Annotated in this window: 21 protein-coding genes; 12 read left to right on the forward strand and 9 right to left on the reverse strand. The window is 64.3% G+C overall.

Annotation, left to right across the window (positions count from 1 at the left end):
• The first annotated feature begins 4 nt into the window (after nucleotides 1-4).
• From H146_RS0100705 to H146_RS0100750, 10 genes are all read left to right on the forward strand, one after another.
• Nucleotides 5-2302 (forward strand): EAL domain-containing protein, encoded by a 2298-nt coding sequence (locus H146_RS0100705; RefSeq protein ID WP_019949919.1) that lies wholly within the window; start codon nucleotides 5-7, stop codon nucleotides 2300-2302.
• Between the two features lie 231 nt (nucleotides 2303-2533).
• The gene (locus tag H146_RS0100710) at nucleotides 2534-3850 is read left to right on the forward strand and encodes an MFS transporter (protein ID WP_019949920.1); all 1317 of its coding nucleotides are present in this window, start codon (nucleotides 2534-2536) and stop codon (nucleotides 3848-3850) included.
• Nucleotides 3851-3936: 86 nt separating this feature from the next.
• The gene (gene ggpS / locus H146_RS0100715) at nucleotides 3937-6216 is read left to right on the forward strand and encodes a glucosylglycerol-phosphate synthase (RefSeq protein WP_019949921.1); all 2280 of its coding nucleotides are present in this window, start codon (nucleotides 3937-3939) and stop codon (nucleotides 6214-6216) included.
• Between the two features lie 110 nt (nucleotides 6217-6326).
• Nucleotides 6327-8057: an ABC transporter ATP-binding protein gene (locus H146_RS0100720; protein WP_019949922.1), complete on the forward strand. Its 1731-nt coding sequence runs from the start codon at nucleotides 6327-6329 to the stop codon at nucleotides 8055-8057.
• A complete protein-coding gene (locus H146_RS0100725) occupies nucleotides 8054-9787 on the forward strand; it encodes an ABC transporter transmembrane domain-containing protein (RefSeq protein ID WP_019949923.1) in 1734 nt (577 codons plus the stop codon). The genes H146_RS0100720 and H146_RS0100725 overlap by 4 nt, the downstream gene beginning before the upstream one ends.
• Nucleotides 9788-9909: 122 nt before the next feature.
• The gene (locus tag H146_RS0100730) at nucleotides 9910-11277 is read left to right on the forward strand and encodes a paraquat-inducible protein A (RefSeq protein WP_156826635.1); all 1368 of its coding nucleotides are present in this window, start codon (nucleotides 9910-9912) and stop codon (nucleotides 11275-11277) included.
• Complete coding sequence (pqiB, locus tag H146_RS0100735; RefSeq protein WP_019949925.1) at nucleotides 11274-12920, forward strand: intermembrane transport protein PqiB; 1647 nt, start codon at nucleotides 11274-11276, stop codon at nucleotides 12918-12920. Before H146_RS0100730 ends, pqiB begins: the two co-directional genes overlap by 4 nt.
• Nucleotides 12917-13546, forward strand: a complete 630-nt coding sequence (locus tag H146_RS0100740; protein WP_019949926.1) for a PqiC family protein — start codon at nucleotides 12917-12919, stop codon at nucleotides 13544-13546. Before pqiB ends, H146_RS0100740 begins: the two co-directional genes overlap by 4 nt.
• On the forward strand, nucleotides 13543-14067 hold the full coding sequence (locus tag H146_RS18045) for a HipA family kinase (protein ID WP_019949927.1): 525 nt from the start codon (nucleotides 13543-13545) through the stop codon (nucleotides 14065-14067). The genes H146_RS0100740 and H146_RS18045 overlap by 4 nt, the downstream gene beginning before the upstream one ends.
• The gene (locus tag H146_RS0100750) at nucleotides 14064-14918 is read left to right on the forward strand and encodes a DUF3037 domain-containing protein (RefSeq protein ID WP_019949928.1); all 855 of its coding nucleotides are present in this window, start codon (nucleotides 14064-14066) and stop codon (nucleotides 14916-14918) included. The genes H146_RS18045 and H146_RS0100750 overlap by 4 nt, the downstream gene beginning before the upstream one ends.
• Nucleotides 14919-15087: 169 nt before the next feature.
• Here H146_RS0100750 and rlmJ read toward each other — a convergent pair whose 3' ends face one another.
• From rlmJ to rdgB, 3 genes are read right to left on the reverse strand one after another with little or no spacing between them, the layout of a single operon-like run.
• Entirely contained in the window at nucleotides 15088-15936 is an 849-nt protein-coding gene (gene rlmJ / locus H146_RS0100755) for a 23S rRNA (adenine(2030)-N(6))-methyltransferase RlmJ (protein WP_019949929.1), read from the reverse strand.
• Nucleotides 15937-15966: 30 nt separating this feature from the next.
• Nucleotides 15967-17160 (reverse strand): radical SAM family heme chaperone HemW, encoded by a 1194-nt coding sequence (gene hemW, locus H146_RS0100760; RefSeq protein ID WP_019949930.1) that lies wholly within the window; start codon nucleotides 17158-17160, stop codon nucleotides 15967-15969.
• Nucleotides 17157-17759 carry an RdgB/HAM1 family non-canonical purine NTP pyrophosphatase gene (gene rdgB / locus H146_RS0100765; RefSeq protein ID WP_019949931.1) on the reverse strand — a complete coding sequence of 201 codons (603 nt, stop codon included), beginning with the start codon at nucleotides 17757-17759 and terminating at the stop codon, nucleotides 17157-17159. Before rdgB ends, hemW begins: the two co-directional genes overlap by 4 nt.
• A gap of 208 nt (nucleotides 17760-17967) precedes the next feature.
• Here rdgB and H146_RS18050 point away from each other — a divergent pair, with 208 nt between their 5' ends.
• Nucleotides 17968-18660 (forward strand): LuxR C-terminal-related transcriptional regulator, encoded by a 693-nt coding sequence (locus H146_RS18050; protein WP_245558676.1) that lies wholly within the window; start codon nucleotides 17968-17970, stop codon nucleotides 18658-18660.
• A gap of 28 nt (nucleotides 18661-18688) precedes the next feature.
• On the opposite strand, the gene H146_RS18055 is transcribed toward H146_RS18050, so the two are convergent.
• The 6 genes from H146_RS18055 to H146_RS0100800 all read right to left on the reverse strand — a co-directional run bounded on the left by H146_RS18055 (nucleotide 18689) and on the right by H146_RS0100800 (nucleotide 25087).
• Complete coding sequence (locus H146_RS18055; RefSeq protein WP_019949933.1) at nucleotides 18689-19897, reverse strand: P-loop nucleotide/nucleoside kinase family protein; 1209 nt, start codon at nucleotides 19895-19897, stop codon at nucleotides 18689-18691.
• Between the two features lie 54 nt (nucleotides 19898-19951).
• Nucleotides 19952-21235, reverse strand: coding sequence for a glutamate-1-semialdehyde 2,1-aminomutase (gene hemL, locus H146_RS0100780; RefSeq protein ID WP_026351659.1), 1284 nt, complete (start codon nucleotides 21233-21235; stop codon nucleotides 19952-19954).
• A gap of 124 nt (nucleotides 21236-21359) precedes the next feature.
• A complete protein-coding gene (gene thiE, locus H146_RS0100785; RefSeq protein ID WP_019949935.1) occupies nucleotides 21360-21989 on the reverse strand; it encodes a thiamine phosphate synthase in 630 nt (209 codons plus the stop codon).
• Complete coding sequence (gene thiD, locus H146_RS0100790; protein WP_019949936.1) at nucleotides 21989-22810, reverse strand: bifunctional hydroxymethylpyrimidine kinase/phosphomethylpyrimidine kinase; 822 nt, start codon at nucleotides 22808-22810, stop codon at nucleotides 21989-21991. The genes thiE and thiD overlap by 1 nt, the downstream gene beginning before the upstream one ends.
• Nucleotides 22807-23241 (reverse strand): CopD family protein, encoded by a 435-nt coding sequence (locus H146_RS0100795; protein ID WP_019949937.1) that lies wholly within the window; start codon nucleotides 23239-23241, stop codon nucleotides 22807-22809. The genes thiD and H146_RS0100795 overlap by 4 nt, the downstream gene beginning before the upstream one ends.
• 61 nt (nucleotides 23242-23302) lie before the next feature.
• Nucleotides 23303-25087: a chloride channel protein gene (locus H146_RS0100800; protein WP_019949938.1), complete on the reverse strand. Its 1785-nt coding sequence runs from the start codon at nucleotides 25085-25087 to the stop codon at nucleotides 23303-23305.
• Nucleotides 25088-25279: 192 nt separating this feature from the next.
• On the opposite strand from H146_RS0100800, the gene erpA reads away from it, so the two are divergent.
• The gene (erpA, locus tag H146_RS0100805) at nucleotides 25280-25636 is read left to right on the forward strand and encodes an iron-sulfur cluster insertion protein ErpA (RefSeq protein WP_019949939.1); all 357 of its coding nucleotides are present in this window, start codon (nucleotides 25280-25282) and stop codon (nucleotides 25634-25636) included.
• Nucleotides 25637-25944: the final 308 nt, after the last annotated feature.

Below are 25944 nucleotides of genomic sequence, written 5' to 3' on the forward strand. Positions count from 1 at the left end.
CAATATGAACTCCAAAGGCCGTCGTCACGGCGACTTGTCCGCTTCTCTCCCACAGCGGCTGATCAACGGTTTTGCGCTGATGCTGCTGTGCCTGGCCGCGTCGATGTTTTTTGACCGGCTTTTTCCCACCCTGCCATGCGGCGATAGCCTGACGGTACCGGCACTGCTGTTGCCCTCCGACGCCCTGGCCTATGGCGCGGTAATGGCGCGCGGGGCGTGTTTGATTCCGTTTGCCACGCTGGCGACGCTGATTTATGACCTGTGGCTGGGCGCCTCGCCGTTCGCAACACTGCTGCACGGCCTGGCTTTTGTACTCACCCTGCTGTTCGTTTTGCATCTGTCACGACAGCTCGTGCTGCCGGTCAACAACCGACGAATGCGTCACCTGCTGCGCATTCCGCTGATTGCTGTCGTCTGCGCCACGCTAATGGCACCACTGGCTTCCCTGCAGTTCAGCAATCAATGGCCGAACTGGCCGCCAATCATCGCGTTCTGGCTGGGTGAAGCGACCTCGATACTGCTGTTTACCCCCATCGCCAGAACCCTCTTTCATCCCTGTCGACACAATGCCCGGCACGACCCGCCGTGGTCGCTGCGCGCCTCGCTGGGCTGGCTGGCGATCGCCGTCATGCTGCTCGCGATTCATGCACTGTGGCACACCAATCACGCCCTGACGCTGGGCTGGCTGTCGATGCTCTGCCTGCTGCCGCCGGTGCTGGTGGCCTATCTGCTGCCGCCGCGCTGGAGCCGCAGCGGCATGGCGGCCTTCCTTACCGGCTGGCTGGTCATCGCCTGTCACCAGTTGGCGCCAACGCCGGCTGCCGTCGATCAACTGCTGGCCCTGCAACTGAGCGTGCTGGTGGCGGCCCTGATCGGCTTTCTCTGCCACGAACTGGCGCGCAATCTCGAAAGTACCAGCAGACGCCTCGCCGCTACCGCACTCGAGGACAGCGTCACCGGGCTTTGCAACAGCGCCGGACTGAGCCGCTTTGCCAGCGACTGCGGCTATCGCGAAGCGGCCGTGATCGGCGTGCAGATCGACGATATCGACGACCTCGAGATGCTGATCGGCAACCATGAAGCGCAGCGCGTCGAATACCGTCTGGCACAGACCCTGCGCGGCTGCGAAAAACATCTCGGCGGCTGCGCCGCACGCCTGCGCCCGGGTCTGATGGTGGTGCTGGTACCCTGCCGGGGCGACACGGAAAAAGCTGGCGTCAACGCCACTGCCGAGGCGCTGGCGCAGCGCCTGGACGATTCCCGACCCCAACCGGCGATCGCCGCTGCGCGTCTCGGCATTCATGTGGTGCTGATCGAACGGCTGCCGCTGGAAGCGCTACCGCGACTTGCCGCGCTGCTGCTGCGTGCAGTGCGCCAGGCGCCGCAGCAGCGCGAGGCCCTCTACCGCTGCCGTGAATCCGTCACCACGCTGATCGAGCAGCAGCGTCTTGCGGCGCGCTGGAGCCATCGGCTGCGCAGCAGCCTGGCCGGCAACGAGTGTCAGGGGCAGCTTGTACTTTTTGCCCAGCCGGTGGTATCGCGCCACACGCCGCACAGCGCCCGCTGCGAAATTCTGCTGCGCTGGCAGAGCCCCGCCGGAGAGCTGACAGGACCCAACGACTTTCTGCCGGTAGCCGAAGCGTGCAGGCTGATGCCACAGATCGACGCCTGGGTGATCGAGCAGACGCTGGCGCAGCTCGCCTGTCACCCTCAGGGGCGACGCCTGGAGAGCGTGGCGATCAACCTGTCCGGCCAGACACTGGGCTGCGAATGGCTGAAAGAGCTGATCATCCGGACGCTCGAACGCTACCGCTGGCCGCCGCAGCGGCTCTGCCTCGAGATCACCGAGACGGTACCGGTACGCAACCAGCAGCGTGCCGGCGAAACCCTCGACGCGCTGCGCGCACTGGGGGTGAGAGTCGCCATCGACGACTTCGGCACCGGACGCGCCGCCTTCGACTACCTCAAGCGCTTTCCGCTCGACCTGCTCAAGATCGACGGCACCTTCGTGCGTCAGCTCGGCGAATCGGAACTCGACCGTGAGGTGGTGCGCACCACCTGTACCCTCGCCCGCCAGTTGCGTGCCCGCGTGGTGGCCGAATTCGTCGAGAGCGCGGAGCAGATGGCCCTGCTGACCGGTCTCGGCGTCGACTATTTTCAGGGCTTCGGGCTGGCCAGGCCGATGGCATTGACGGACTATCTTGATAGTCTCGATCGTCTGGCCGAGGGCTGGATGGCGCAGCACGACGCCCTGCACAAAAGCGCCGGTGAAGGCGGTTGGCCGCCCTTCTCCGCCGGCTGATTCGTGCACGTTGAATCCGCAATCCGCAAACGGAGATCTCATCGCCCACGGCGAATACAAGATTTTTGGCAGCAGGCTGACGGTGGCGCGAGTGGCTGGCGAAAGTGCCCTGACAGTGAAGTTCGCCTTCCCGCATCGAAAGCGCTATGTTAACAACATGGCGTTATCCTAAAGTCGTAGACCAAAGGTCGCGGCTGCTCTCTCTTTCATAACAATATCCGGGGAGGCCCCATGGGCGCACTGCTACGGCCCGTTCGCGCGCTGCTGGCAACGGTTGCACTGATGCTGCTGGGCAACGGTCTGCTCAACACCCTGCTGTCGCTGCGCGGCCTCGACGAAGGGTTCTCGACCGCCATTCTCGGTATGGTGCTGTCGGGCTACTTCATCGGCTTTATCGGCGGCACCTGGGTCAGTGGCCGGCTGATCCGCCGCATGGGGCATATCCGCACCTTCACCTTCTGCGCCTCGGTCTGCGCTTCGGCGGCGCTTCTGCACGTGCTGCTGGTCAACCCCTGGGTGTGGCTGGTGCTGCGCATCATCTACGGACTGGCCTTCATTACCGTGATGACGGTGATCGAGAGCTGGCTCAACAGCTCGGCGGCAGCGCACATTCGCGGCCGGGTATTCGCTCTTTACATGGCGGTCAACCTCGGCATGCTGGCGCTGGCCCAGCAGGTGCTGCGGCTCTCCACGCCGGAGGGCTTTTTGCTGTTCGCCCTCAGCGCCATCTTCATCTGCTGGGCAATGCTGCCGATGAGCATGACCCGCAAGCGCCAGCCGGAGTTACCGGAGCGTCCGCGCAGTAGCCTGGTGGCGCTTCTGGGCTTCGCGCCGCTGGCGGTGGCGGCGGCCTTCATGTCGGGGCTGGCGATGGGCGCCTTCTGGTCGCTGGCGCCGGTCTACGCCCGTCAGCTCGGCTGGGATACCGGCGATATCGCCCTGCTGATGAGCTTTTCGATCGTCGGTGGCGCCCTGCTGCAGGTGCCCATCGGCCGCTTTTCGGACAAGCGCGATCGCGCTCGGGTGATGACCTGGGTCGTCATCATCGCCGCCGCCGTCGCCGCGCTGATGCCCTTTACCTCGCTGGTGCCCGGCGCCTGGCAGCGCGAGGCGCTGCTGGCGCTCTTTTTCCTCTGGGGCGGCCTGTCGTTTTCAATCTATCCGCTGGCAGTGGCGCAGCTGATCGACCAGCTCAACCCTGACGAGATCGTCGCCGGCTCCGCCGACATGCTGGTCATGCAGGGCGCCGGCAGCGCCCTGGCGCCGCTGATTGCGGGCACCGCGATGAGTTTTCTGGGGCCCCAGGCGATGCCACTCTACGTCGCCCTGGTACTCGCCCTGCTGGGGGTTTTCGCCCTCTATCGGCGCCGCCGCGTGTCGACCCTGGTGGCCGGTGAAACGGCGCACTTCGAGCCGATGTCGCAGACCAGCCCGCAGGTATTCGATATGTTTCACGACAGCGCCCAGCCCGATCTTTTCGCTGACCCGGACTTCTATGACTACGAGGAACAAAATCGTATTCGCGAGCGGGTCAACGGCACGGGCTGATATGCTGTCAGCGACATTCCGGTTCGATACGCTTTGCCAGCCCGTGAGGCTGGCGAAGCGGCGGACGGCTACAAGGAGAACGGACCATGCTGCTTGCCACCGACCTTGACGGTACCTTTCTGGGCGGCGAGGCCGAAACGCGCCTGCGCCTCTACCAGGCGATCGCCGCTCACCCCGAGATTCAACTCGCCTACGTCAGCGGCCGAAGTCTGGAGGCGATCCTGCCGCTGCTCTCCGACCCGACCCTGCCGCAGCCCGATTTCATCATCGCCGACGTTGGCGCCAGTCTCTATTACGGCGACTCACTGACCCCCATTCAGCCGCTGCAAAACGAGATCGACGAGCGCTGGTCAGGTGAGTCGGTCGTGGCCGGCGCGCTGGAGGGCATTGAGGGGTTGGTGCGTCAGGACGAGCCGCAGATGCGCCGCTGCTCCTTCTACTGCGATACACAGATCGCCTCCCACCCCAGACTCGAAGAGGTTGCCGAACGCACCGGCTGCGACCTGGTCTACTCCAGCGAGCGCTATCTCGACCTGCTGCCGAAGGGGGTCAACAAGGGCTCCTCTCTGAAAAGGATGGTCGAGCTGCTGGAGATCGACCCTGACGAGGTGCTGGTCGCCGGCGACACCCTCAACGACCTGGCGATGCTCAGCGCCGGCTTCAAGGCAGTCTGCGTGGGCAACTCGGAGGCGGGCCTGCTGGAGGCGACGCGCCACCTGGCGCACACCCTGCAGGCCGAGGAACCGGGCTGCGGCGGCATCGTCGAGGCCTTTGCCCACTTCGGCTTTCTGGGCAGTGCCGGACTGACGGCGGAGCTGAAAAGCGACGCCACGGTGACCGGCAAGGCGGAGCTGGTGATGGTCTACCACCGTCTACCCTACGAGGAGTTTCGCGCCAACGGCCGCATTCAGCGCCGCCGGCCGACCTCGCCCAACGGCATTCTGCCCACCCTGCTGAGCTTTTTCGCCAACGCGCGCGGCTCCTGGGTCGCCTGGGCGGTACACGATGAAGAGAGCGACGAGCCCTTCGAGGTGCACACCAGCGTCGATGCCAAACAGTATCCGCTACTGACCGCAGCCCGCGTGGCGCTGTCGCAGGAGCAGGTCGACATCTTCTACAAGCGCTTCTCCAAGGAGGCCTTCTGGCCCACCCTGCACACCTTCTGGGAGCGGGCGGTGTTTCGCGAGGAGGACTGGTCGGTGTTCTGCGAGGTCAATCGCGCCTTCGCCGAACGCACCGCCGCCGAGGCCGCCGAGGGCGCGCTGGTGTGGATTCACGACTACAATCTATGGATGGTGCCGGCCTATCTGCGCGAGCTGCGGCCCGATCTGCGTATCGCCTTTTTCCACCACACCTACTTCCCCTCGGCGGACGTCTTCAACGTGCTGCCGTGGCGCCGCGACATTATCGGCAGCCTGCTGCAGTGCGACTATGTTGCCTTCCACATTCCGCGCCAGGTGGAGAACTTCGTCGATGTCGCCCGCGGCGTGGCGCCGCTGAAAACGGTCGACAGCCAGAGCTGCGCGCCGCGCTTTCTCACCTATGGCTGCGCGGTGGGGCTGGAGCGCATGACCTCGGCGGTCGACACCGGCACTCGCATCGTGCGTCTCGGCGCCCATCCGGTGGGGCTCGACATGGGTCGCGTCGAGCGCGCGCTGGCAAGCGATGTGTGCCGCGAGCGCATGCAGCAACTGCGCGAGGAGTGCGAAGGGGTGCGGGTCATGCTGTCGGTGGAGCGCCTTGACTACACCAAGGGCATCGTCGAGAAGCTGCGCGCCTTCGAACTGCTGCTGGATGACAATCCCGAGCTGCACGGCAAGGTCACCATGGTCAGCATCTGCGTGCCGGCGGCAAAGGAGATGACGATCTACAACGAGCTGCAGACGCAGATCGAGCAGATCATCGGCCACATCAACGGCCGCTTCGCCAGCATCGGCTGGACGCCGATTCAGTTCTACTTCCGTGGTTTCCCCTTCGAGGAAGTGGTCGCCTGGTACGCCATGGCCGACGTGGCGCTGATCACACCGCTGCGCGACGGCCTCAACCTGGTGGCCAAGGAGTATGTCGCCAGCCAGGCGATGACCCGCGGCTGCGGGGTGCTGGTACTCTCCGAGTTCGCCGGCGCCGCCGCCGAGCTCAAGGGGGCGGTGCTGACCAACCCCCACGACCAGCACGACCTGGCGCGCGCCTTCTACATGGCGCTCAACCTGCCGCGCACCGAAGCCGAGGCGCGCCTGCGCCAGTTGAACGATATCGTCAGCTACAACGACATCCGCCGCTGGGGCGACGAGTTCATCGCCGCCATTCGCGATGATGACGACGCCGGCGCCGCGGCATCCGCCGAAAAGCATTCGACGTCGGTTTAGCCCCGCCTCGCCGCCGCCCGCGGCGGCGGTTATCATGGGTGCCGCAACCGCGACAGCGCTCGTTACGAGCGCTGTCGCCTTTTTATCTCCTGTTATCGATCGCTGATCCCATGGCACTGCGCCAGCTGCTACTCGACTTCATCAAGCGACACCGTCGCCGCTATCTGCTCGCCATCGCCACGCTGCTGGGGGTGGGCCTTTTGAACATGGCACTGCCCTGGTGGGCGGGACGGATCATCGACGCCCTCGACCGCGGCGCTCTCGCCGCCGATCAGCTTTGGCAGCGCGCCATGATACTGGTGGCGGCAGCGCTGGCGATGTACGGGCTGCGCTATCTGTGGCGTATGCTGCTGTTCGGCGCCTCCTACCAGCTCGGCATCAACCTGCGTGATCGTTTCTATGCAAAGCTGACCCGCCTCGATCCGGGGTTTTTCCAGCGCCGGCGCAGCGGCGATCTGCTGGCGCGCTCGACCCAGGATATCGACGCAGTGGAGGTGGCCGCCGGCGAAGGCGTACTCTCCAGCATCGACGGCGCCCTGACGCTGGTGCTGGTACTGGCGATGATGGTGTTCGTCATTGATGCACCGCTGGCACTGATCGCGCTGGTGCCCTTCCCTTTCATGGCGTGGGGCTTCTATCAGGTCGCGCGGCGGGTACAGGGCCACTTCGGCGACTCGCTGACACGCTTTTCCGAACTCAACGACCGTACCCAGGAGGCGATCGCCGGGCTGCGGCTGCTGCGTCAGCACTCGCTGCTCGAAGCCGAGATCGCCGACTTCGACCGCCGCGCCGAGGCCCACGCCCGCGCCGGCTACAACGTGCAGCGCATGGAGGCGCGCTACGATCCGGTGGTCTTTCTGGCGCTGGGCAGCGCCATGCTGGCCACGGTGGCGGCGGGCAGCTGGCGCTATCTGGAAGGCGCCATCACGCTGGGCGAGCTGACCAGTTTCACCCTCTACCTGGTGCAGCTGATCTGGCCGATGTTCGCACTCGGCTGGTGCCTCAACATTCTGCAGCGCGGCGAGGCGGCGGCACGGCGGCTGATCGCGTTTTTCAACGAGCGCGAGACCATTGTCGACGCCGGCGAGCGCGACACGGCCGAGGCCATCGATCTGCAGCTGGATATCGCAGATTTCACCTACCCGCTGGCCACAGCAGCGGCGCTGCGCGATTTACATCTGCGGCTGCCGCCGGGGGAAAGCCTGGGCGTGGTGGGCGCCACCGGCAGCGGCAAGAGCACCCTGATACGGCTACTACTGCGCCAGTATCCGCTCGAGAAGGGGCAGATTCACCTCGGCGGCTATCCGCTCGATGACTACCGGCTGGCAGCGCTGCGCGGCATGTACGCCTACGTGCCCCAGGACCCTTTCCTGTTCGCCTCGAGTCTGGGTGAGAACGTCGCGCTGGGCAGGCCGCAGGCCAGCGCGGCGGCGATCGTCGACGCGCTCGAGGCCGCCGCCTTCGGCACCGACCTGGCACAGCTGCCCGACGGCCTTGCTACCCGTATCGGCGAGCGCGGCGTCACGCTTTCCGGCGGCCAGCGTCAGCGGGTCGCGCTGGCCCGTGCGCTGCTCTCCGAGGCGCCCATTATGCTGCTCGATGACACCCTGTCGGCGGTCGATCAGAGCACCGAGCGGCAACTGCTCGAGACCCTGACGCGCCAGCGTGGGCGTTCGCGCATGATCGTCAGCCACCGCCTGTCGGCCGTGCAGCAGTGCGACAATATTGTGGTACTCGACGAGGGGCGCGCCGTTGAGCAGGGGCGCCACGACGCGCTGCTGGCACGCGACGGCCACTACGCCCGGCTGTGGCGCCAGCAGAGCGGCGAGGAGCCAACGTGATCAATCGTCGCCTGATCGCCATGATGCTGCGACCGCTGGGCCGCGCGCCGGGACGGCTGGCGCTGGCCGCCGGCGTGCTGCTGGTGGCCACCGGCATGGATGTGCTCGGCCCCTGGCTGATCAAGCACTACATCGACGGCTATCTGGTGCCCGAGGATTGGCGCCTCGCGCCGCTGGCGCTGCTCGCCGGCCTCTATGTGGCCAGCCAGCTGATCGCGGCGCTGGGGCGCTATCTGCAGACCCTGTGGTTCGCCCGCATTGCGCTGGACGCGGTGCACGCTCTGCGCCAGCGGGTGTTTCGTCACGTCATGCGCCTGCCGCAGCACGTTATCGACGCCACCCCGACCGGCGAGATGGTGGCGCGGGTAACCAACGACACCGACGACCTGCGTGAACTCTACGTCGAGTTTCTCGCCACCGTGCTGCAGAACCTGGTGCTGCTGGTCGCCATTCTGCTGGCAATGGCGCTGATGGATCTGCAGCTGGCCGCGATCGCCGCCACTCTGATTCCGGTCGCCGCCGTTGTGATCTGGGGCTATCAGCGCGCCAGTGGTCCCGCCGCCATGGCAGTTCGGCGGCTGCGCGCCGACCAGAACGCGCGTATCAACGAGGCGATCGGCGGCATGGGCGTACTGCAGGCGTTCAACCAGACCGAGCGCTTTCGCGAGCGCTATCACCGCCTCAACGTCGCCCAGTATCACGCCCGGCTGCACACCATCCGTATTTCGGGGCTTTTGCTGCGCTCGGCGCTCGACCTGGTGGGGGTGATCATTCTCGCCGCGCTGCTGATCGCCTACGGCCTCGACAGCCTTCAGGGCGGCGCCGAAATCGGTGTACTCTACGCCTTCGTCACCTGGCTGGGACGCGTCTCGGAGCCGCTGATCGAGATTACCCAGCGCTTCAATATCTTTCAGCAGGCAGGCGTTGCCGGTAACCGCATCCTGACCCTGCTCGATCGCCCGCAGGCGACAAGCGGTGACGACCACCGGCCCATAGCACGCGCCGACTACCGCCTCGAACAGCTGGTTTTTCGCCATCAGGGCGCCGCCGCCAACACCCTCGACGACATCAGTCTCGATATCGCCGAAGGGCATTTTCTGGGCCTGGTGGGCCACACCGGCAGCGGCAAGTCGACCCTGCTGGACCTGCTCTGTGCGCTGCAGCCGGTCTCCGGCGGCGCACTGCTGTTCGACGGCCGGCGCATCGAGACGCTCGCCCCCGAGGTGCTCAACGCCGCTATCGCCAGTGTGCCGCAGGAGCCCTTCGTGCGCTCGACCACCCTGCGTGACAATCTGCTGATGGGGCTCGAGGCCAGCGAGGCGTCGATCGCCCGAGCGATCGACGAGGCCCAGCTACGAGCGCTGATCGACCGGCTGCCGGATGGGCTGGAAACGCCGCTGGGCGAGCGCGGCCTGACACTATCGACCGGCGAGCGTCAGCTGCTGGCGCTGGCCCGGGCGCTGCTGCGCCGGCCGCGCGTACTGCTGCTGGATGAGGCCACTGCCAGCGTCGACAGCCTCACCGAGGCGCGCCTCAACCGGGCGCTGTCGACCCTCAAGGGGCGGGTCACCATGGTGGTGGTGGCGCACCGCCTGTCGACCGTGATCGACGCCGACGCGATTCTTGTCATGCAGCAGGGCCGTATCGTCGAGCAGGGCTCGCACGAGGCGCTACTGAGCCGCCCCGACGGGGTCTATTATCATCTCTGGCATCAGCCTGAAGCGCCCTGAGCCGATCGTGACGACAGCGGTCTTGTCGAAGCGGGCAGTCAATGCTATTTACATACACAAGCGAATGTTTAATTTTTTTTGCCACAGCGCCGACCGCTGCCCTCCTGCCCCGGTAAAGGCCCTTGGCGTTGTCGATCGTGGAGTGCCTCATCGCCAGCACGATTTCCGTTTCCCGGCCGCTGCGGATCTGCCATGAGTGCGATCTGGTCAGCGTCATACCGCCGCTCGACTATTCACAGAGCGCCCGCTGCCCACGCTGCGATCATGAGTTGATGGCGCGCAAGCGCGCGCCGGCCCAGCACGCCCTGGCACTGGCGGTCGCCGCGACCGTGGCGCTGGTGACGGCGCTCGCCTTTCCGTTCATCTCCTTTTCGGCGCGCGGTATCGAGCGCGCCATCAGCCTGACGGACGCCATTGCCATTCTCTCCAGCGGCAGCTATACCCTGCTGGCAATTGTGCTATGGCTGGTGCTGGTGCTGATACCGCTGCTGTTTCTGGCCCAGATGATCTGGATTCACGCCGCCCTGCTGCTCGATCACCAGCCGCCAAAGGCGCGGCTGATGCTGCGTGCCCTGCGCCACTTCGAACACTGGATGATGGGCGATGTGTTTCTGATCGGGGTGCTGGTGAGTCTGGTCAAGATCATGTCGCTGGCCACCATCGGCTTCGGCGTCTCTTTCTGGGCCTTCTGCCTGTTCGTGGTACTGATGCTGTTGCTCACCCGCAGTATCGACAGCGACTGGCTGTGGGAGCGCATCGCCGCGGAACCGCCGCCGCCGGCGCATGTCGTGGCCGGCGACAGCGGCCGGGCACAAAAGGTCGCCGGCTGCCCGGTATGCGGTACCCTCAACGACTACCGCCACCACAGCCCCTGCCCCTGCCACTGCCGTCGCTGCGGCGAGAAGCTGCATCTGCGCCGGCGCTTCAGCCTGCAGCACACCATGGCGTTGGTGCTGCTCTCCATCCTGCTCTACATTCCGGCGATGGTGCTGCCGATCATGACGGTATCGAGTCTCGACGAGACCACCACCCAGACCATCATGGGCGGGATACTGCTGCTGCTCGATCACGGCGACTTCCCCATCGCCGCGATTATTTTCATCGCCAGCGTTGTGGTGCCCATCGCCAAGCTTCTGGCGCTCGGCTGGCTGTGTCTCAAGGTGCGCCGACCACAGCCCTGGCGTCCCGAAGTGCGTACCCGGCTCTATCGGATTACCGAATTCATCGGCCGCTGGTCGATGATCGATGTCTTCGTGGTGGCGCTGCTGGCCGCGCTGGTGCGCCTGGGCAGTCTCATGTCGGTCTCCGCCGAGCCCGGTATCATCGCCTTCGGCGCGGTCGTCGTGATCACCATGATCGCTGCGATGAGCTTTGACCCCAGGCTCATCTGGGACGCCGTCGACAGTAACCCGGGCACCGACTCGGGTGCCGATACGTCAACATCCAGTTCGCCTGCTGCTGCAGGGCAACCACAGGAAACGGGGCCATGAGCGAAACCGACGCGACCGCCCGCCGCAAGAAGCACCGTCACATCTCACCGGTCTGGCTGATTCCACTGATCGCCGCGCTGATCGGCGCCTGGATGCTTTTCCACAGCCTCTCTTCGCAGGGCCCGCAGATCACCCTGATCATGGATAACGCCGAGGGCATCAGTCCCGGCAACACCCTGATCAAGGCGCGTAACGTCGACGTCGGGCAGGTCACTTCGGTGTCCCTGTCGGAGGACACCAGCCATGCGGTCATCCATGCGCGCATGAACCAGGGTACCGAGCGTCTGCTCAATGCCGATACCAGCTTCTGGGTAGTCAAGCCGCGCATCGGTCGCGAAGGCATCAGCGGTCTGAACACCGTGCTTTCCGGCGCCTATATCCAGTTGCAGCCGGGCAGCGCCGAAGAGGAGCAGCGCACCTTCACGATGCTCGATCAGCCGCCGGTGGCCCCCCCCGACGCCCAGGGGTTGAGACTGCACCTGACCAGCGCCAACGCCGGGTCGCTCAGCGTCGGTGACCCGGTGCTGTTCCAGGGCTTTACCGTCGGCCGGGTGGAGCAGGTCGAGTTCGATACCGAAGACCGTGTGGTGCACTATCAACTTTTCATTCAGCAGGCCTATGAAGCGCTGGTGACCAGCAATACCCGCTTCTGGCTTGCCTCGGGAATCAACTTCGATCTCAACTCGGAGGGCTTCTCGCTGGGCCTCGCCTCGCTCGAGTCACTGGTCAGCGGCGGCGTCACCTTCGGCGTACCGGAGGATATTCCGCCCGGCGAGCCGGTCGGCGAAAACAGCGATCTGGCCTTTACCCTCTACAGCGACGAGGAGGACGCCCTGCAGGGTAGCTTCAGCTACTATCTGCGCTACGTGTTGATGGTCGAGGATACCGTGCGCGGGCTGTCCCGCGGCGCGCCGGTGGAGTATCGCGGCGTGCGCATCGGTACGGTGGATTCGGTGCCGTGGCGCATCGATCAGCTCAGGGAGAACCAGGTCGAGAGCTTCCGCATTCCGGTGCTGATCCGCATCGAGCCGCAGCGGCTGCAGGCAGAGGTCGACGAACAGTCGCTCGATCAGTGGCGCCATCGTTTCAACCGCATGTTCGAAAACGGCATGCGCGCCTCACTGGCTACCGGCAACCTTCTCACCGGCGCGCTGTTCGTCGATACCAACTTCGTCAAGAACCCTTCCGCCTGGACGCCAAGACAATACGATGACGTTGCGATATTCCCCAGCGAGCCGGGCGGTTTCGCACAGATCGAGCAGAAGGTGACGGGGCTGCTCGACAAGCTCAACCAGTTGCCGGTGAATGATTCGCTCAACAATCTCAATCAGACGCTGGCCAGCTCGCAGGCGCTGATCGATGAGCTCAACGCCACCGCAGAGAACCTCAACGAGGTGCTCGACGACGAAGCCACCCGAGCGCTGCCCGGCGAGGTGCGTGACACTCTGCGCCGCATCGAGAGCACGCTGTCGGGCTACTCCAGCGACGCGCCGGCCTACGGCGAACTGGTTTCCACGCTGGAGCAACTGGAACAGCTGATACGCTCGCTGCAGCCGGCTGCGCGCACCATCAGCGAACAACCCAACTCCCTGATCTTCAATCGCGATCAGATCGCCGATCCGGTACCGAGGGCCCGCCCATGAGCATCGACACAATCCGCCCGTCGCGATGGTTAAAGCCGCTGCTGGGTGTGGCGGCAGCGGCGCTGCTGGCCGGCTGTGCCGGCCAGGCGACTCAGTTTCACCGCTACACCCTGCCGGGTGCCGAGGTGGCCGCTTCACCGACCGACAGCGGTCTTCCCGCCTCGGCACCGCAGGTAGCGGTCTCGCCAATACGCATGGCGGACTATCTCAACGGTCAGGGGGTGATCTATCAGCTCAGCGATATCGAGATCAACGAGGCCCAGGGCCACCTGTGGGCCGACAGCATCGCCGCGCAGCTGACCAGAGCCCTGCGCCAGACGCTGGAAGACAATCTCGACCGGCGGCGGGTGATGATGGAAGGGACGACGCTCGAAGGCCTCGATATCGGCGTGCGTGTCGACCTCACCGCCTTTCAGGGACGCTACGATGGCGTGGCGGTGGTTGCCGGGCGCTATCAGTTGCGCGACCGCGACGGCGGCCTGATCAGCCAGCGCGCTTTCAACGTCGAACAGCCGCTCGGCGAGGATGGCTATGCGGCGCTGGTGCGCGCCCTGTCGGCGGGCTGGCAACAGGTCAGCGAGCAGATTGCAGCGGAGATTCGATCCGTCGATGCGGCGCAGTCGTGACCTTCGCAAAGCGCCTTGAACCTTCAGGAAGAGAGGATGATCTGGCCGATGGCCCCGCTTTCGCCTCTCGCCTCGTGCCCTATAGCCGCGAACTGGCATTCGAACAATTAGCGAAAGTCCCGGCCGAACTGCAACAGCGTGTACTCCTGTTCGATATATGGACCAACAACCATGATCGTTTCCTTACCGAAAAGGGCGGTAACGTTAATCTGCTGCTTGATCAGCATGACGAACTGGTCGTGATTGATCACAACCTGGCCTTCGACGACACGCCGGGCGACTTCGCCCGTCATGTCTTCAGTCATCAGCGTGAGAAGTTGAAAGACCTGGAAGTGCAGGCGCGATATCAGACGCTTATGGAAACCGCGCTCGAGGAGTGGGACGACATCATCGATCTGATACCCGAAGAGTGGCGTTTTGTTGATCCCGTCGAGCAGACGCTGCCGATTATCCCCGATCCTGATACGCTACTCTATTATCTGCAGAGACTACGAGAAGCGTCATTCTGGAGTGCGCCATGAGCACCCTTGTGTGTAACTACGCCGTGCTGCGCTTTCAGCCCTATCCCGAAACGGGAGAGTTTGCCAATCTGGGCATTGTCATGCTGTGCAGCGACGGCCGCTTTCTATATCGGGTCGAAACCCGCGCCAGCCAGCGCGTGACCCATTTTTTCGACAAGCTTCCCGCGCAATTTTTCAGAGCGGCACGGCGGGAATTTGTACTGGAGCTGGAGCGGCTGACGCAGTTGATGGAGAAAAGTCGCGGTGACGGTGAGGGTCAGCGTCGTCTCTTTCGCCATCTGATTGCACCGCGTGAAACCGTTTTTCGTTTCAGTGTACCGGGCACCGCCATGGTGGAGACACCACAAAAGGAGCTGGACACCCTTTTCATGCGCTATGTGCATCATGATTTCGATCGTCGCCCGAGTCATGAGGCATTGCTTACCGGCCGGGTGAGCGATTGGTTGAAGCGCTTCACGAACCGCACCTACAGCGAGAGTGTGCTGGGCGATGAACTGCATCAGGTCAGATTACCGCTGGTGTGGCAGGTGGAAGGCCGCCCCCGCCAGGCCATAAAGCCGATCAGCTTCAGACTGAAGGACTCAAGCGCCATTATCGACAAGGGCGACAGGTGGCTGATGCGCATGAAGCGTCTTGTTGAAAGTGATCAGGCCCCGCTGGATACGGTATTCGTCAGCCAACAGCCCGACGATAACCAGCCGGTGCTGAAGCGCGCCTACGACGAGGTGATCAACACCTTCGCAACGCTTGAAGACACGCGTGTAGTGCCCTATTCACTGGGCGCAACGGGCGTGCAAAAAGCAGTTGCCGAAATTCCTTCTGCTTCCCGCCAGGGCTCCGTTACTCACTAGTGTGGTGTCTCATGATCGAGTTCCAGCGCCGAGGGCAGGTTTCCAAAGGGCGCTAAGCATCCTCCCCGGACGCTGCGCTCGCCCTCTTTGGCGATACCCTTTTTTTCAACCTGCTCTCGGCACATGGCGGTCAGGGGGCGTTTTGCAACGCTCTCCAGACAGCGTGCGGCTACTCCGCCACCCACCAGCCGCTTTCATGTGTCGCCGCGCCGCCGTAGAGGCGCGCCAGCTCGGTCAGCGCCTCATCGAGGTGAAGGTCGAGCTGCCACGGTGGGTTGAGCAGCAAAAGTCCCGAGCCGTACAGGCCGCGCACGCTGCCGGGTGCAAAGCGGGTCAGTTCGCTGCGCCAGACGTTGCGAATACCCTGCTTGCGAATACCGTCGAGCAGCGGCTGGTGGCGATGGTCGGCCAGTAGCGGATACCAGATCAGTACCACCGCATGGCGTACCTTTTTCATCACCTGCGCCAGGCTTTTGGCCACCTGCGCGAACTCCCCCTTCACCTCCCAGCTGGGGTCGATCAGCGCCGCCAGCCGTGGCGTGGCGACCGGCAGTGCGTCGGCGAATCCTGCCAGCCCGTCGCCCTGGCGGCGTTGTACGCGCCCGCGGCCCAGTTCAGCCTCTTCCAGATGGCGATGTTCGCCGGGATGCAGCTCGAAAAGGCGCAGACTGTCGCCGCGCCGCAGGCAGCGGGCAAACCACCAGGGCGAACCGGGATAGTGATCGGGCTGTGCGCCGCCCGGAGAGCGCTGCACCTCATCAAGCACGCCACGAAAGCGCGCCAGCAACCCATTGTCGAGGCGGTCGGCCTGCCACAGCGGCAGCACGCCGTCGCGGTACTCTCCCAGCCGCGCCGTTTCCGGCTCATCGAGAGGGTAGCGGCCGCGTCCGGCGTGAGTGTCAAAGAGCGTCATGGCGGAGGATTTCTCCATCAGCCGCTCAAGCAGCGCAAACAGGGCGAGATGCTTGTGCACATCGGCGAAGTTGCCGGCATGCCAGACGTGTTGGTAGGAGAGCATGGCGATTTCCCTTTTATGGATACTCTCGAATCAGCCGCGCACCAGAATCTCGTCGTCACACAGCGCCAGCAGGTCATCGAGAAACAGAAGCCCCAGCGGCGTGGCGCGCAGCCGCTCGCTGTCGAGATCGAGTAGCTCGCGCCTCACCGCCGGTGCGGTCTGGCGGATCAGCCGGGCATCATCGAGGCCGGTGCGCGCCGACCAGTCGCCGCGCGGTACGCCCTGCACCAGCCGCAGGGCGTTCATCAGAAACTCGAGACCACGCTCGTCGCGGTCCACCTCACGGCTTCCGGCGGTGAAACCGCGCGGATCGCTCTTCTGTGCCGGCGTGTGGCGCGCCAGATAGCCCTGTGGCTGGCGCACCTTCCAGCGCCGCTCGATCACCAGCTCGCCCTGCTCGAGACGGCTGAGCTTGGCATGCGCCCCGGCACCGATACCCAGATAGTCGCCGAAACGCCAGTAGTTGAGATTGTGGCGCGAGGCGTGACCCGGGGGCGACCAGGCGGAGATCTCGTAGCGTGCGAAACCCGCTGCCGTCAGCCGCGTCTCACCCTGTTGCTGTATCGCCTCCAGCACGGTCTCATCGGGCAGCTCGGGAGGGCGCGAGTAGAAGGCGGTGTTGGGCTCCAGCGTCAGCTGATACCAGGAGAGATGGGTGGGTGACAGGGCCAGCGCCTGTTCGATGTCATCCCGCGCCGCCTGCACGCGCTGTCCCGGCAGGCCGTGCATGAGATCGATATTGAGCTCATCAAAACCGGCTTCCCGCGCGGTTGCCGCCGCACGACGGGCGTCGTCGCTGCCGTGAATACGCCCCAGACGCGCCAGTGCCGTATCGCTGAAGCTCTGAACCCCCAGCGACAGTCGGTTGATGCCCGCCTCACGAAAGCCGAAGAAACGCTCGCGCTCGAAGGTACCGGGGTTGGCCTCGAGGGTGATCTCGATATCCTCTGCCAGCGCCACCCTGTCGGCGATGGCATCCAGCAGGCGACAATAGCCGGCGGCGCTGATCAGACTGGGCGTGCCGCCGCCGATGAAGATACTCTCCAGCTTCCGGCCGGCCGCCGCATCGAGATCGGCCTCCAGATCGGCAATCAGGGCATCGATATAGGCCCGCTCGGGCAGCGACGATTGCAGCTCATGGGAGTTGAAATCGCAGTAGGGGCACTTGCGCACGCACCAGGGGGTATGGATATAAAGCGACAGCGGCGGCAGTTCAGCACTCATCCCTCGCCCAGGCGCTCGATCAGTTCGGTCAGCGCGCGACCGCGATGGCTGATGCGGTTTTTCAGCTCGGCGGAGAGTTCGGCGGCGCTGGCGCCCTGGTCGGGCACCCAGAACAGCGGGTCATAGCCGAAGCCCCCCTCGCCGCGCGGCAGCGACAGGATCTCGCCCGCCCAGCTGCTGTGAACGACGATGGGCACCGGATCTTCGGCGTGGCGCAGATAGACCAGCACGCAGTGATACTGGGCACCACGCTGTCCTTCGGGCACCTCGGCCAGCGCTTCCAGCAGCTTGCGGTTGTTGGCCTGATCGTCGCCGTGGGCGTCGGCGTAGCGCGCCGAATGAATGCCCGGCGCCCCACCCAGCGCGTCCACCGCCAGCCCCGAGTCGTCGGCCAGCGCCGGCAGGCCACTGCCGACACTGGCTGCCCGCGCCTTGAGCAGGGCGTTTTCGATAAAGGTCAAGCCGGTTTCCGGCGCGGCCGATATACCATGTTCGGACTGGGACGTTACCTGCCATGACAGCGGCCCGAGCAGTTCGCGGAACTCCCTCAATTTACCGGCATTATGGCTGGCCACGACCAGAGAGCGTGAAGCGGACATGAAAGAGACTTCCGTTGTGAAGTGAATGCCCCATTCTATGGCGTCATGGGGCGAGGCGGAACATCTGCACGCTTATCGATGAGCCGGACGACAGACTCTAGATTAGGGCGTCTGATATAAAAGTGTCATACCCTTGCCACTATTCAGACGTTTTCCGGATTAAAATGGGCCCGTACCATGCGCCGAGGGCGAGGCTTAAGGGGGCATTGTGGATAACGATATAGAACTCAGGGTGACGGTGCTGCTGGTCACCGAAACCAACCCGCAGAGCGAACTCTTCATGGAGTACGTGCGCGATCGCATCGGCTGCGATGTCGAAGCCCTGACGCCACGCGATGCGGTACCGGTCGAGGATGATATTCAGCGCGTGGTGCTGCTCGACGCCGATCACGTCAATGAAAAGGACATGTTCCACTGGGAAGAAAGTGTCGCCGGCGACAGGGCCAACCTGACGCTTGCCGCTTTCAACCTCGTCGACGAGGATCAGGCGGTCAATCTGGCCACTACCTTCCGGCTGCAGGGCGTTTTCTACCGGCGCGATTCACTGGCGCTGATCTGCAAGGGCATTACCAAACTGATCGACCAGGAACTGTGGATGTCGCGTAATCTGATGACGCGGCTGATTCGCTTCTACCGGCGCCAGCAGATCAACGCCTTCCGTCCGGCCAACGGGCTCACCCAGCGTGAACTGGAGATCCTGCGCCTGCTGGGCACCGGCGCATCCAACACCGAAATTGCCGGGCAGCTGTTCGTCAGCGAGCATACGGTCAAGTCACATCTTTATAACATCTTTCGCAAGCTCAAGGTGAGCAACCGTATTCAGGCCATGAACTGGGTGCGCCAGAATCTGGGCGGCACGCCACTGGCTCCTTCAGCGCGCGGTGCTTCCTCGCACGAATAGCACGACACCGGCTTCTTCCCGGCGCCACTCAGATGCCACGCCGATCAAGTCGCAGCCGCTCGCGAATCAGCGCGACCAGCGTCGTATTGGCATTTTCGGCGGTGGTATCGAGATGGATCAGCCACGGCAGCTCATCTTCGCCGAACGCCTCGCGCGCGCCGAGCTGCGTATCCAGCACCTCGATCGCCGCCTGTGGCGACTCCTCGCGGCGCAGACTGCGCCGTCGCACCCGGTCGCGCAGGGTCTCGTCATCGGCTTCGAAGCTGATCAGAAGCGCCGCCAGCCCGCGTTTTTCGGCCTCGTGCCGTAGCCGATCGCGCTGTGTACGCTTGAGCGCAGTGGCATCGATACAGACCGGATAGCCCGACGACAGCAGAATGCCGGTCAGCTCCCCGAGACGCTCGTAGGTGGCGCGATTGGTGGCGTCATCGTAGCGCCTGGCATCCGATTCGGTGCCGTGCGTCGCCCGCAGCCGCCGTCGCTCCAGGTTGGAGCGCAACCGCAGCGCGCCCAGCCTCCGCACGACCTGTTCGGTGAAACGGCTCTTGCCGCTGCCCGCAACACCCACACTGACCAGCAGCCAGGGAATGGTCATTTCACTGTAGCGCTCGGCCAGCGCCACATGGCGGCGGTAATCGGAAAGCATCGCGTCGCGGTCGGTGCTCTGCAGTCCGGGCTGCTGCAACCGCCGTAGTACCTGCTCGGCAGCCATCATGGCGCACAGGATCTTGTACCAGCTCAGCAGTGGCACCAGAGCGTAGTCGCCGCTGCACTCCAGGTAGCGATTGAGCGCATGATCGGCCAGCATCTGTTCGTCGCGTACCTCCAGATCCACCAGCAGCGCGGCGAGATCAAGGCAGGCGTCGCGGCAGCTCGGTACGCTTCCGGGTTCGATGCCGTTGAGCTGCAGTGTGCGCCCGTCATGCTGCACGGTATCGGTCCGTGGCATCTCGCTGCCGATCTCGCACACCCGCCCCTCGCGCCGGCGTTCGGCGAACTGCGCGTCCAGCCGCTGGCCGAGCTCTTCGCTGCGCTGCGACAGCTCATCAAGACGGCGAATGTCCTCACTCTGATCCAGCAGCAGGCGGATCCGATCCAGACTCTGACGTGCCGAATCGCGAACCGATCCTGGCGTACCGACGTCACTGTCAGGGGCACAGTGAGCGGCCCGGGCGTGACATACCACAAGCCGGTCGACCAGCTCATCCAGCGTGGTGGGGGGCAGTCTCTGGTTCAAGGACATCGCTCCGCGTCAAAAGGGGGCGGGCGCCGGCAACGCCCGACGGTCGGCTTATTCGAGTTCGGCGAAAACCTGTTCGGCGGCCTCGAGGGTGGCGGCAATCTCTTCATCGCTGTGAGCGCTCGACATGAAACCCGCCTCGAACGGTGAGGGTGCCATGTAAACGCCGTGGTCGAGCATGGCGGTAAAGAAGCGCCGAAAACGCTCGACGTTGCACTGTGTCACGGTCTCGAAGTCGCTGACGCTGGACTGCTCGGTGAAAAAGACGCCAAACATGCCGCCGGCGCGCTGCGTTATCAAGGGGACACCCGCTGCCGCGGCGCGCTGTTCGAGGCCGTCGCAGAGGGTCGCGACCCGTTCGGCGAGACGAGTATGAAAGTCGGGCTGGCGGATCTTTCTGAGCAGCGCGATACCGGCTGCCATGGCCAGCGGATTGCCGGCCAGCGTACCGGCCTGGTAGACCGGTCCCAGCGGCGACAGGTGCGCCATGATATCGCGCTTGCCACCGAAGGCGCCCACCGGCATACCGGCGCCGACGATCTTGCCCAGGCAGGTGAGGTCGGGAGTAACGTCGTAAAAGGCCTGAGCGCCGCCGAGCGCGACGCGAAAGCCGGTCATCACTTCGTCGAAGATCAGCACCGCGCCGCTCTGGTCACACACCTCGCGCAGGGTGTCGAGAAAGCCGGGCTCGGGAGGAATACAGTTCATGTTGCCGGCCACCGGCTCGACGATGATACAGGCGATCTCGTCGCCCATCTCCTCGAAGCAGCGGCGCACGCCATCGCTGTCGTTATGGGAGAGGGTAATGGTGTGTTCGGCCAGCGAGGCGGGCACGCCGGGCGAACTGGGCTCACCGTGGGTCAGGGCACCGGAACCGGCCTTGACCAGCAGTGAGTCGACGTGGCCGTGGTAGTTACCCTCGAACTTGACGATTTTATCCCGCCCGGTATAGCCCCGTGCCAGCCGCACCGCCGACATGGTCGCCTCGGTGCCGGAGTTGGTCATGCGCACCATGTCGATCGACGGCATGATCTCGCAGATCAGCTCCGCCATATCGGTCTCCACCGCGGTGGGGGTGCCAAACGACAGGCCATCCTCCAGCCGGTCGCGCACCGCACTCAGCACATCGGGATCGGCGTGACCGGTGATCATCGGTCCCCAGGAGCCGACGTAGTCGATATAGCGCTGCCCCTCGACGTCGAACAGATAGGGCCCGCGGGCACGGGAGATGAAAAGCGGTGCACGGCCCATCCCCTTGAAGGCCCGCACCGGCGAGTTGACGCCGCCGGGGATACGCTTTCCGGCGCGGGCAAAAAGCGTCTCGGAAGTCGGTATTTCCATTGTCACGCTCCTCGAACATGGCAGGCGGACAGCTCAACGTCCGCCCGCATCAAAACAGGATTACAACACTGTCCACAGCCGGTTGATCGCAGACGCCACCCACCGGGTGTGGATAACACTATGCCGACCAGCCGGCCCGACCATTGAGCGTTGTGACCGCGGCAGCCGGATCCCGTGAAGCAAAAATCGCCGCCACCAGCGCCACCAGATCGGCACCGGCCGCCACGGTGGCGCCAATATTGTCACTGTTCACGCCACCGATAGCGACGCGCGGCAGTTCAAGGCGCGCCGCCTGTTCGAGCACGGCGATATCCACCTCGGGAGCATCGGGCTTGGTCGTCGAGGGGTAGAAACGCCCGAAGGCGACATAGCTGGCCCCCTCACGTTTGGCCTGTTCGGCGATCTCCAGGCTGCCCTGGCAGCTGGCGCCGATGATCGCCTCCGGGCCCAGCGCCTTGCGCGCGCGGGCAATGGAACCGTCGCTCCGCCCCAAATGAACCCCGACGCCCAGGCGCCAGGCAAGCGCCGCATCGTCATTGATGATCAGCGGTGTCCGATACTGATCGCAGAGCGCCTTGAGCGCCCGCGCCTGACGTTCTCGTTTGCCCTCGTCGGCGGACTTGTCGCGGTACTGTAGAAGCGCAATGCCCGCCGACAGCGCTGCCTCGCAGGCGTCGATCAGGCGGGCGTCGTCGCCCAGCAGATGTTCGTCGGTGATGGCGTAAAGACCATGCTGCCATGCTGGCATTACCTCTCTCCTCGATCGGAATTCATGCCGGCACAGTGCCACAAACGGTCGGGCAGTGCCTGAGCGCTCCCCTGGTTCAGCGCCTGCGATAGTGCCTGCCAGCTGAACCGCTGCGCGGTGGCACAGGCGGCCGTCAGTTCATCGCCTTTTGCCAGCTGCACTGCAATAGCGGCGGCCAGCGTACAGCCGGAGCCGTGAAACTCCCCTGCCAGTCTGGGCCAGTGCCATTCGTGTATGGCACCACTACTGGTGAACAGGCGGTGGGTCACCTGCTCACCGGGGGCTTCACCGGGCGTATCGGTGCCGGTGACCAGAATCGCCTCGGCACCGGCATCGAGAAGCCGCTGCGCCTGCTGCAAAACGTCACCAACACCCTGCGATAGTCGTGCCAGCTCGGCAAGATTGGGTGTCAAAAGCGTAGCCTGCGGCAGCAGATGGCGCACGAACGCCTTCAGCAATGCATGATTCGAGAGTTCACGCCCGCCGCTTGCCTTCAGAACCGGATCGACAACGATCGGCAGTTCGGGGTGGGCGCGGCAGAGAGCGACGACTGCGGCAAGCGAGGCGTCGTCGGCGATCAGCCCCACCTTGATAGCAGCGATGGGGCAGTCGTCGATGACCACCTGCGCCGTCGCCTCGATCTCCTCGGCGGGCCTGGGCTCGACCGCTACCACGTCGCGGGTGGTCTGGCGCGTCAGCGCCGTGGGTACCGTCAGCGGCCAACCGCCCAGCGCGCGGATCGATTCAACGTCGGCGATCATGCCGGCGCCGCCGGTGGGGTCGTGGCCGGAAAGCACCAGCACGTTGGGCAGCTGCCTCACCAGGGCCTGACCACCGACAGTACCACGATGGCGATCAGCAGCAGCGCCGGTATCATGCCCAAAACGCGGAAATAGAGCCGGCCGCGGCGGTTGGTACCGGCGGCAAAGCGCTTGAGATTGGCAAGACAGACATGCTGATAGCCGATCAGCGCCACGACCAGTAGCAGCTTGAGGTAGAACCAGACGGCACCGAACAGAGTGTTGAAGCCGAGCACCGCCAGCCAGATGCCAAATACCAGGGTGGCGATCATGGCGGGGTTCATGATGGCGCGATAGAGCTTGCGCTCCATTACCTGAAAGCGGCTGGCGCCCTGCTCGTCCTGCTGGCGCAGGCTATGCACATGGTAGAGAAAAAGACGCGGCAGATAGAGCAGCCCGGCAAACCAGGCCACGAAGGCGATGATATGGAGGCTGAGCACCCAGCTGTACATGGCAACTCCTCGTCGACGGTCGGTACGGATCGGCAGCCACGCCGATCAGCAGTGTTCGCTTTCAGCGATAATAGTTTTCTATGGCGTCACGACTAATGATTCCCGATACCCGATGCATCATGGGCGCCGTAATATGGCGTACATAGAGTGCGTCGAGGCGGCGATCATCGAGTCGCTCGTAGGCTTCGGCAAGCGTGGCCTGCAAATCGATGGGAGCCAGCTCGAGGCGCTTGCCGGGAATCTCCAGCAGGTCGATAGTGCCGTCGTTTTTCCAGCCCGGCGACTCCTCGTCGTCATCCAGCGCCCGCGCCATGTCGGCTGCCAGCAGCGCCAGCGGCGCCTTGCCCGGTTCGGTATCGGCGCGGCTGCGATCGGTCTGGCGATGGATCAGCAGCCATTTGGGTCGTGAGGCCAGCAGCTGGCGAGCGCGCTCGATATCGATCTGCGCCGCGGTGACGGTCACACTGCGGTCCATGACCGCGCCTACGCCAACCCGTGCCAGCGCCTGCATCAAGGGTTCATGCAGCGGATGCAGGGTGCTCCCCTGACGGGTGGTAATGAAAAAGCCCTGGGTGCGCCAGGCCAGGCGCGCGGTCAGCGAGGCGCTGAGTACCGCCAGCATACCGTAGAGAATCAGATCGGGGCTGTGGGTCAGCTCCAGCAGCGCCATGATCGCCGCCAGCGGCGCCTGCAGCACCGCCCCCATCATTGCCGCCATACCCAGCATGACGTAGAGATTGGCATCGGACACCGTGGTAGGCAGAAGCTCGGTGGCACCGATACCGAAAAGCGCTCCGGCCGCCGCACCGATCACCAGCGTCGGGCCGACCACCCCGATCGGCACGCCGCAGGCCAGCGATATCGCAGTCAGCAGCAGCTTGCCCAGCGCCAGCGCCAGCAGCACATCCAGCGCCACATTGCCGGCAAGAATCTGCGTCACGCTATCGTAGCCAATGCCCTGCACCTGGGGGTAGAAACAGGCCACCACGCCGGTCAGCACCCCGGCCAGCAGCAGGCGAAAGGGCCAGCTCATTTTGTCCGAACGCTTGCCGAGCCCGGCCAGCCGGATGAAGCCACCGGCCATGATGCCGATGACCAGCGCCATCAGAATGATCCAGGGAATATCGATCAGCTGTGGCTCGACCACGCTGGGCACCATGAAAGCAGGAGCGGTGCCGAAGTAGATCTGAGTAATTACCGCACCGGTAGCGGCAGCCAGCATCACCGGCATGAAACCGGTCAGGGTGTACTCCATCATGACCACTTCCATGGCGAAGATCACCCCCGCCACCGGGGTGTTGAAAGAGGCTGAAATGCTTGCCGCCACACCGCAGCCGACCAGCACCCGCAGGCTGTTGTGCGGCAGTTTGAGCTGCTGACCGATCCAGCCCGAGGCGCCGGCACCAAGATGGATTGCCGGCCCCTCGCGGCCAGCGGAAAGACCACCCAGCAGAGAGACAACGCCGACCCACCACTGGTTGAGCCAGTTACTGCGCGCCATTACGCCCTGGTGATAGGTGAAGCGTTCAATGACGTGGACGATGCCCATCCGCCGCGCACTCTTTTTCTGCCAGCCAAGCCCCACACCAATGATCACCACGGCAATCACCGGCAGTGCCGCACGCATCGCCATCGGCAGCGCCTCGAAGGCTTCGCCGCTCCCTTCGGGCATGAACAGCAGGGCACCAAGGCTGATCAGCTCGCGAAAGGCAATCATGATGATGCCGGTCAATGCTCCTGACATCACTGCCAACAGGCAAAGCTGTGGCAGCGCATCGACGGTGGCCAGCTGGCGACGAAAATTTTCCAGATTCCACTGCGATATACGACGCGGTAGGCGTGGCAAACCCGATCTCCCTGACGCTGCCCTGTCCGGGCCATGGCCTTTACAAGCCTATCACTATTGGCGGTTTCAGGCGTCGCCGATATTGTCGGTCGCGCATGAATCAATTGCCGCGATTGACCCCTCGGCGCCTTGCTGACGATAATGAGGCATCATTCGGCCCTGTGCCGTTCGCTATCCAACAGGGAGGCCGCGATGAGCGGGACAGCACAATCCTTTGTCCCGACACCGCTCATCTTCACCGACGCCGCAGCAGCGCGAGTCAGAGCGCTGGTTATCGAGGAGGGCAACGCCGCTCTCAAGCTGCGCGTCTACGTGACGGGAGGCGGCTGTTCGGGCTTTCAGTACGGCTTCGATTTTGCCGACAACCTCAACGACGATGATACCGTGATCGAAAACGGCGATGTCGCCATGGTGATCGACCCGCTGAGCTATCAATACCTGGTCGGCTCCACGGTGGACTTCGAGGAGGGCCTGGCCGGCGCGCGTTTTCTGATCAAAAATCCCAATGCCACTACCACCTGCGGCTGCGGCGCCTCCTTTACCGTCTGAGTCGCCGCCTGTCAGCGCTTCAATACACGCCTGCCTTCGAGCAGGCGTTTTTGTGCCCTGCCCTCCCTGGCGGGCACCCCTGGGGCCGCCACTGCGTGGCGTCAAAAATCACTCCCGGTGATTTTTTGTGCCCTGCCATCCCTGGCAGGCACCCCTGGGGCCGCCACTGCGTGGCGTCAAAAATCACTCCCGGTGATTTTTTGTGCCCTGCCCTCCCTGGCGGGCACCCCCCTGGGGCCGCCTGCGGCGTCAAAAATCGCTCCCGGCGATTTTTTGTGCCCTGCCCTCCCTGGCGGGCACCCCTGGGG

This window comes from Kushneria aurantia DSM 21353, from assembly GCF_000382245.1.
GTDB lineage: Bacteria > Pseudomonadota > Gammaproteobacteria > Pseudomonadales > Halomonadaceae > Kushneria > Kushneria aurantia.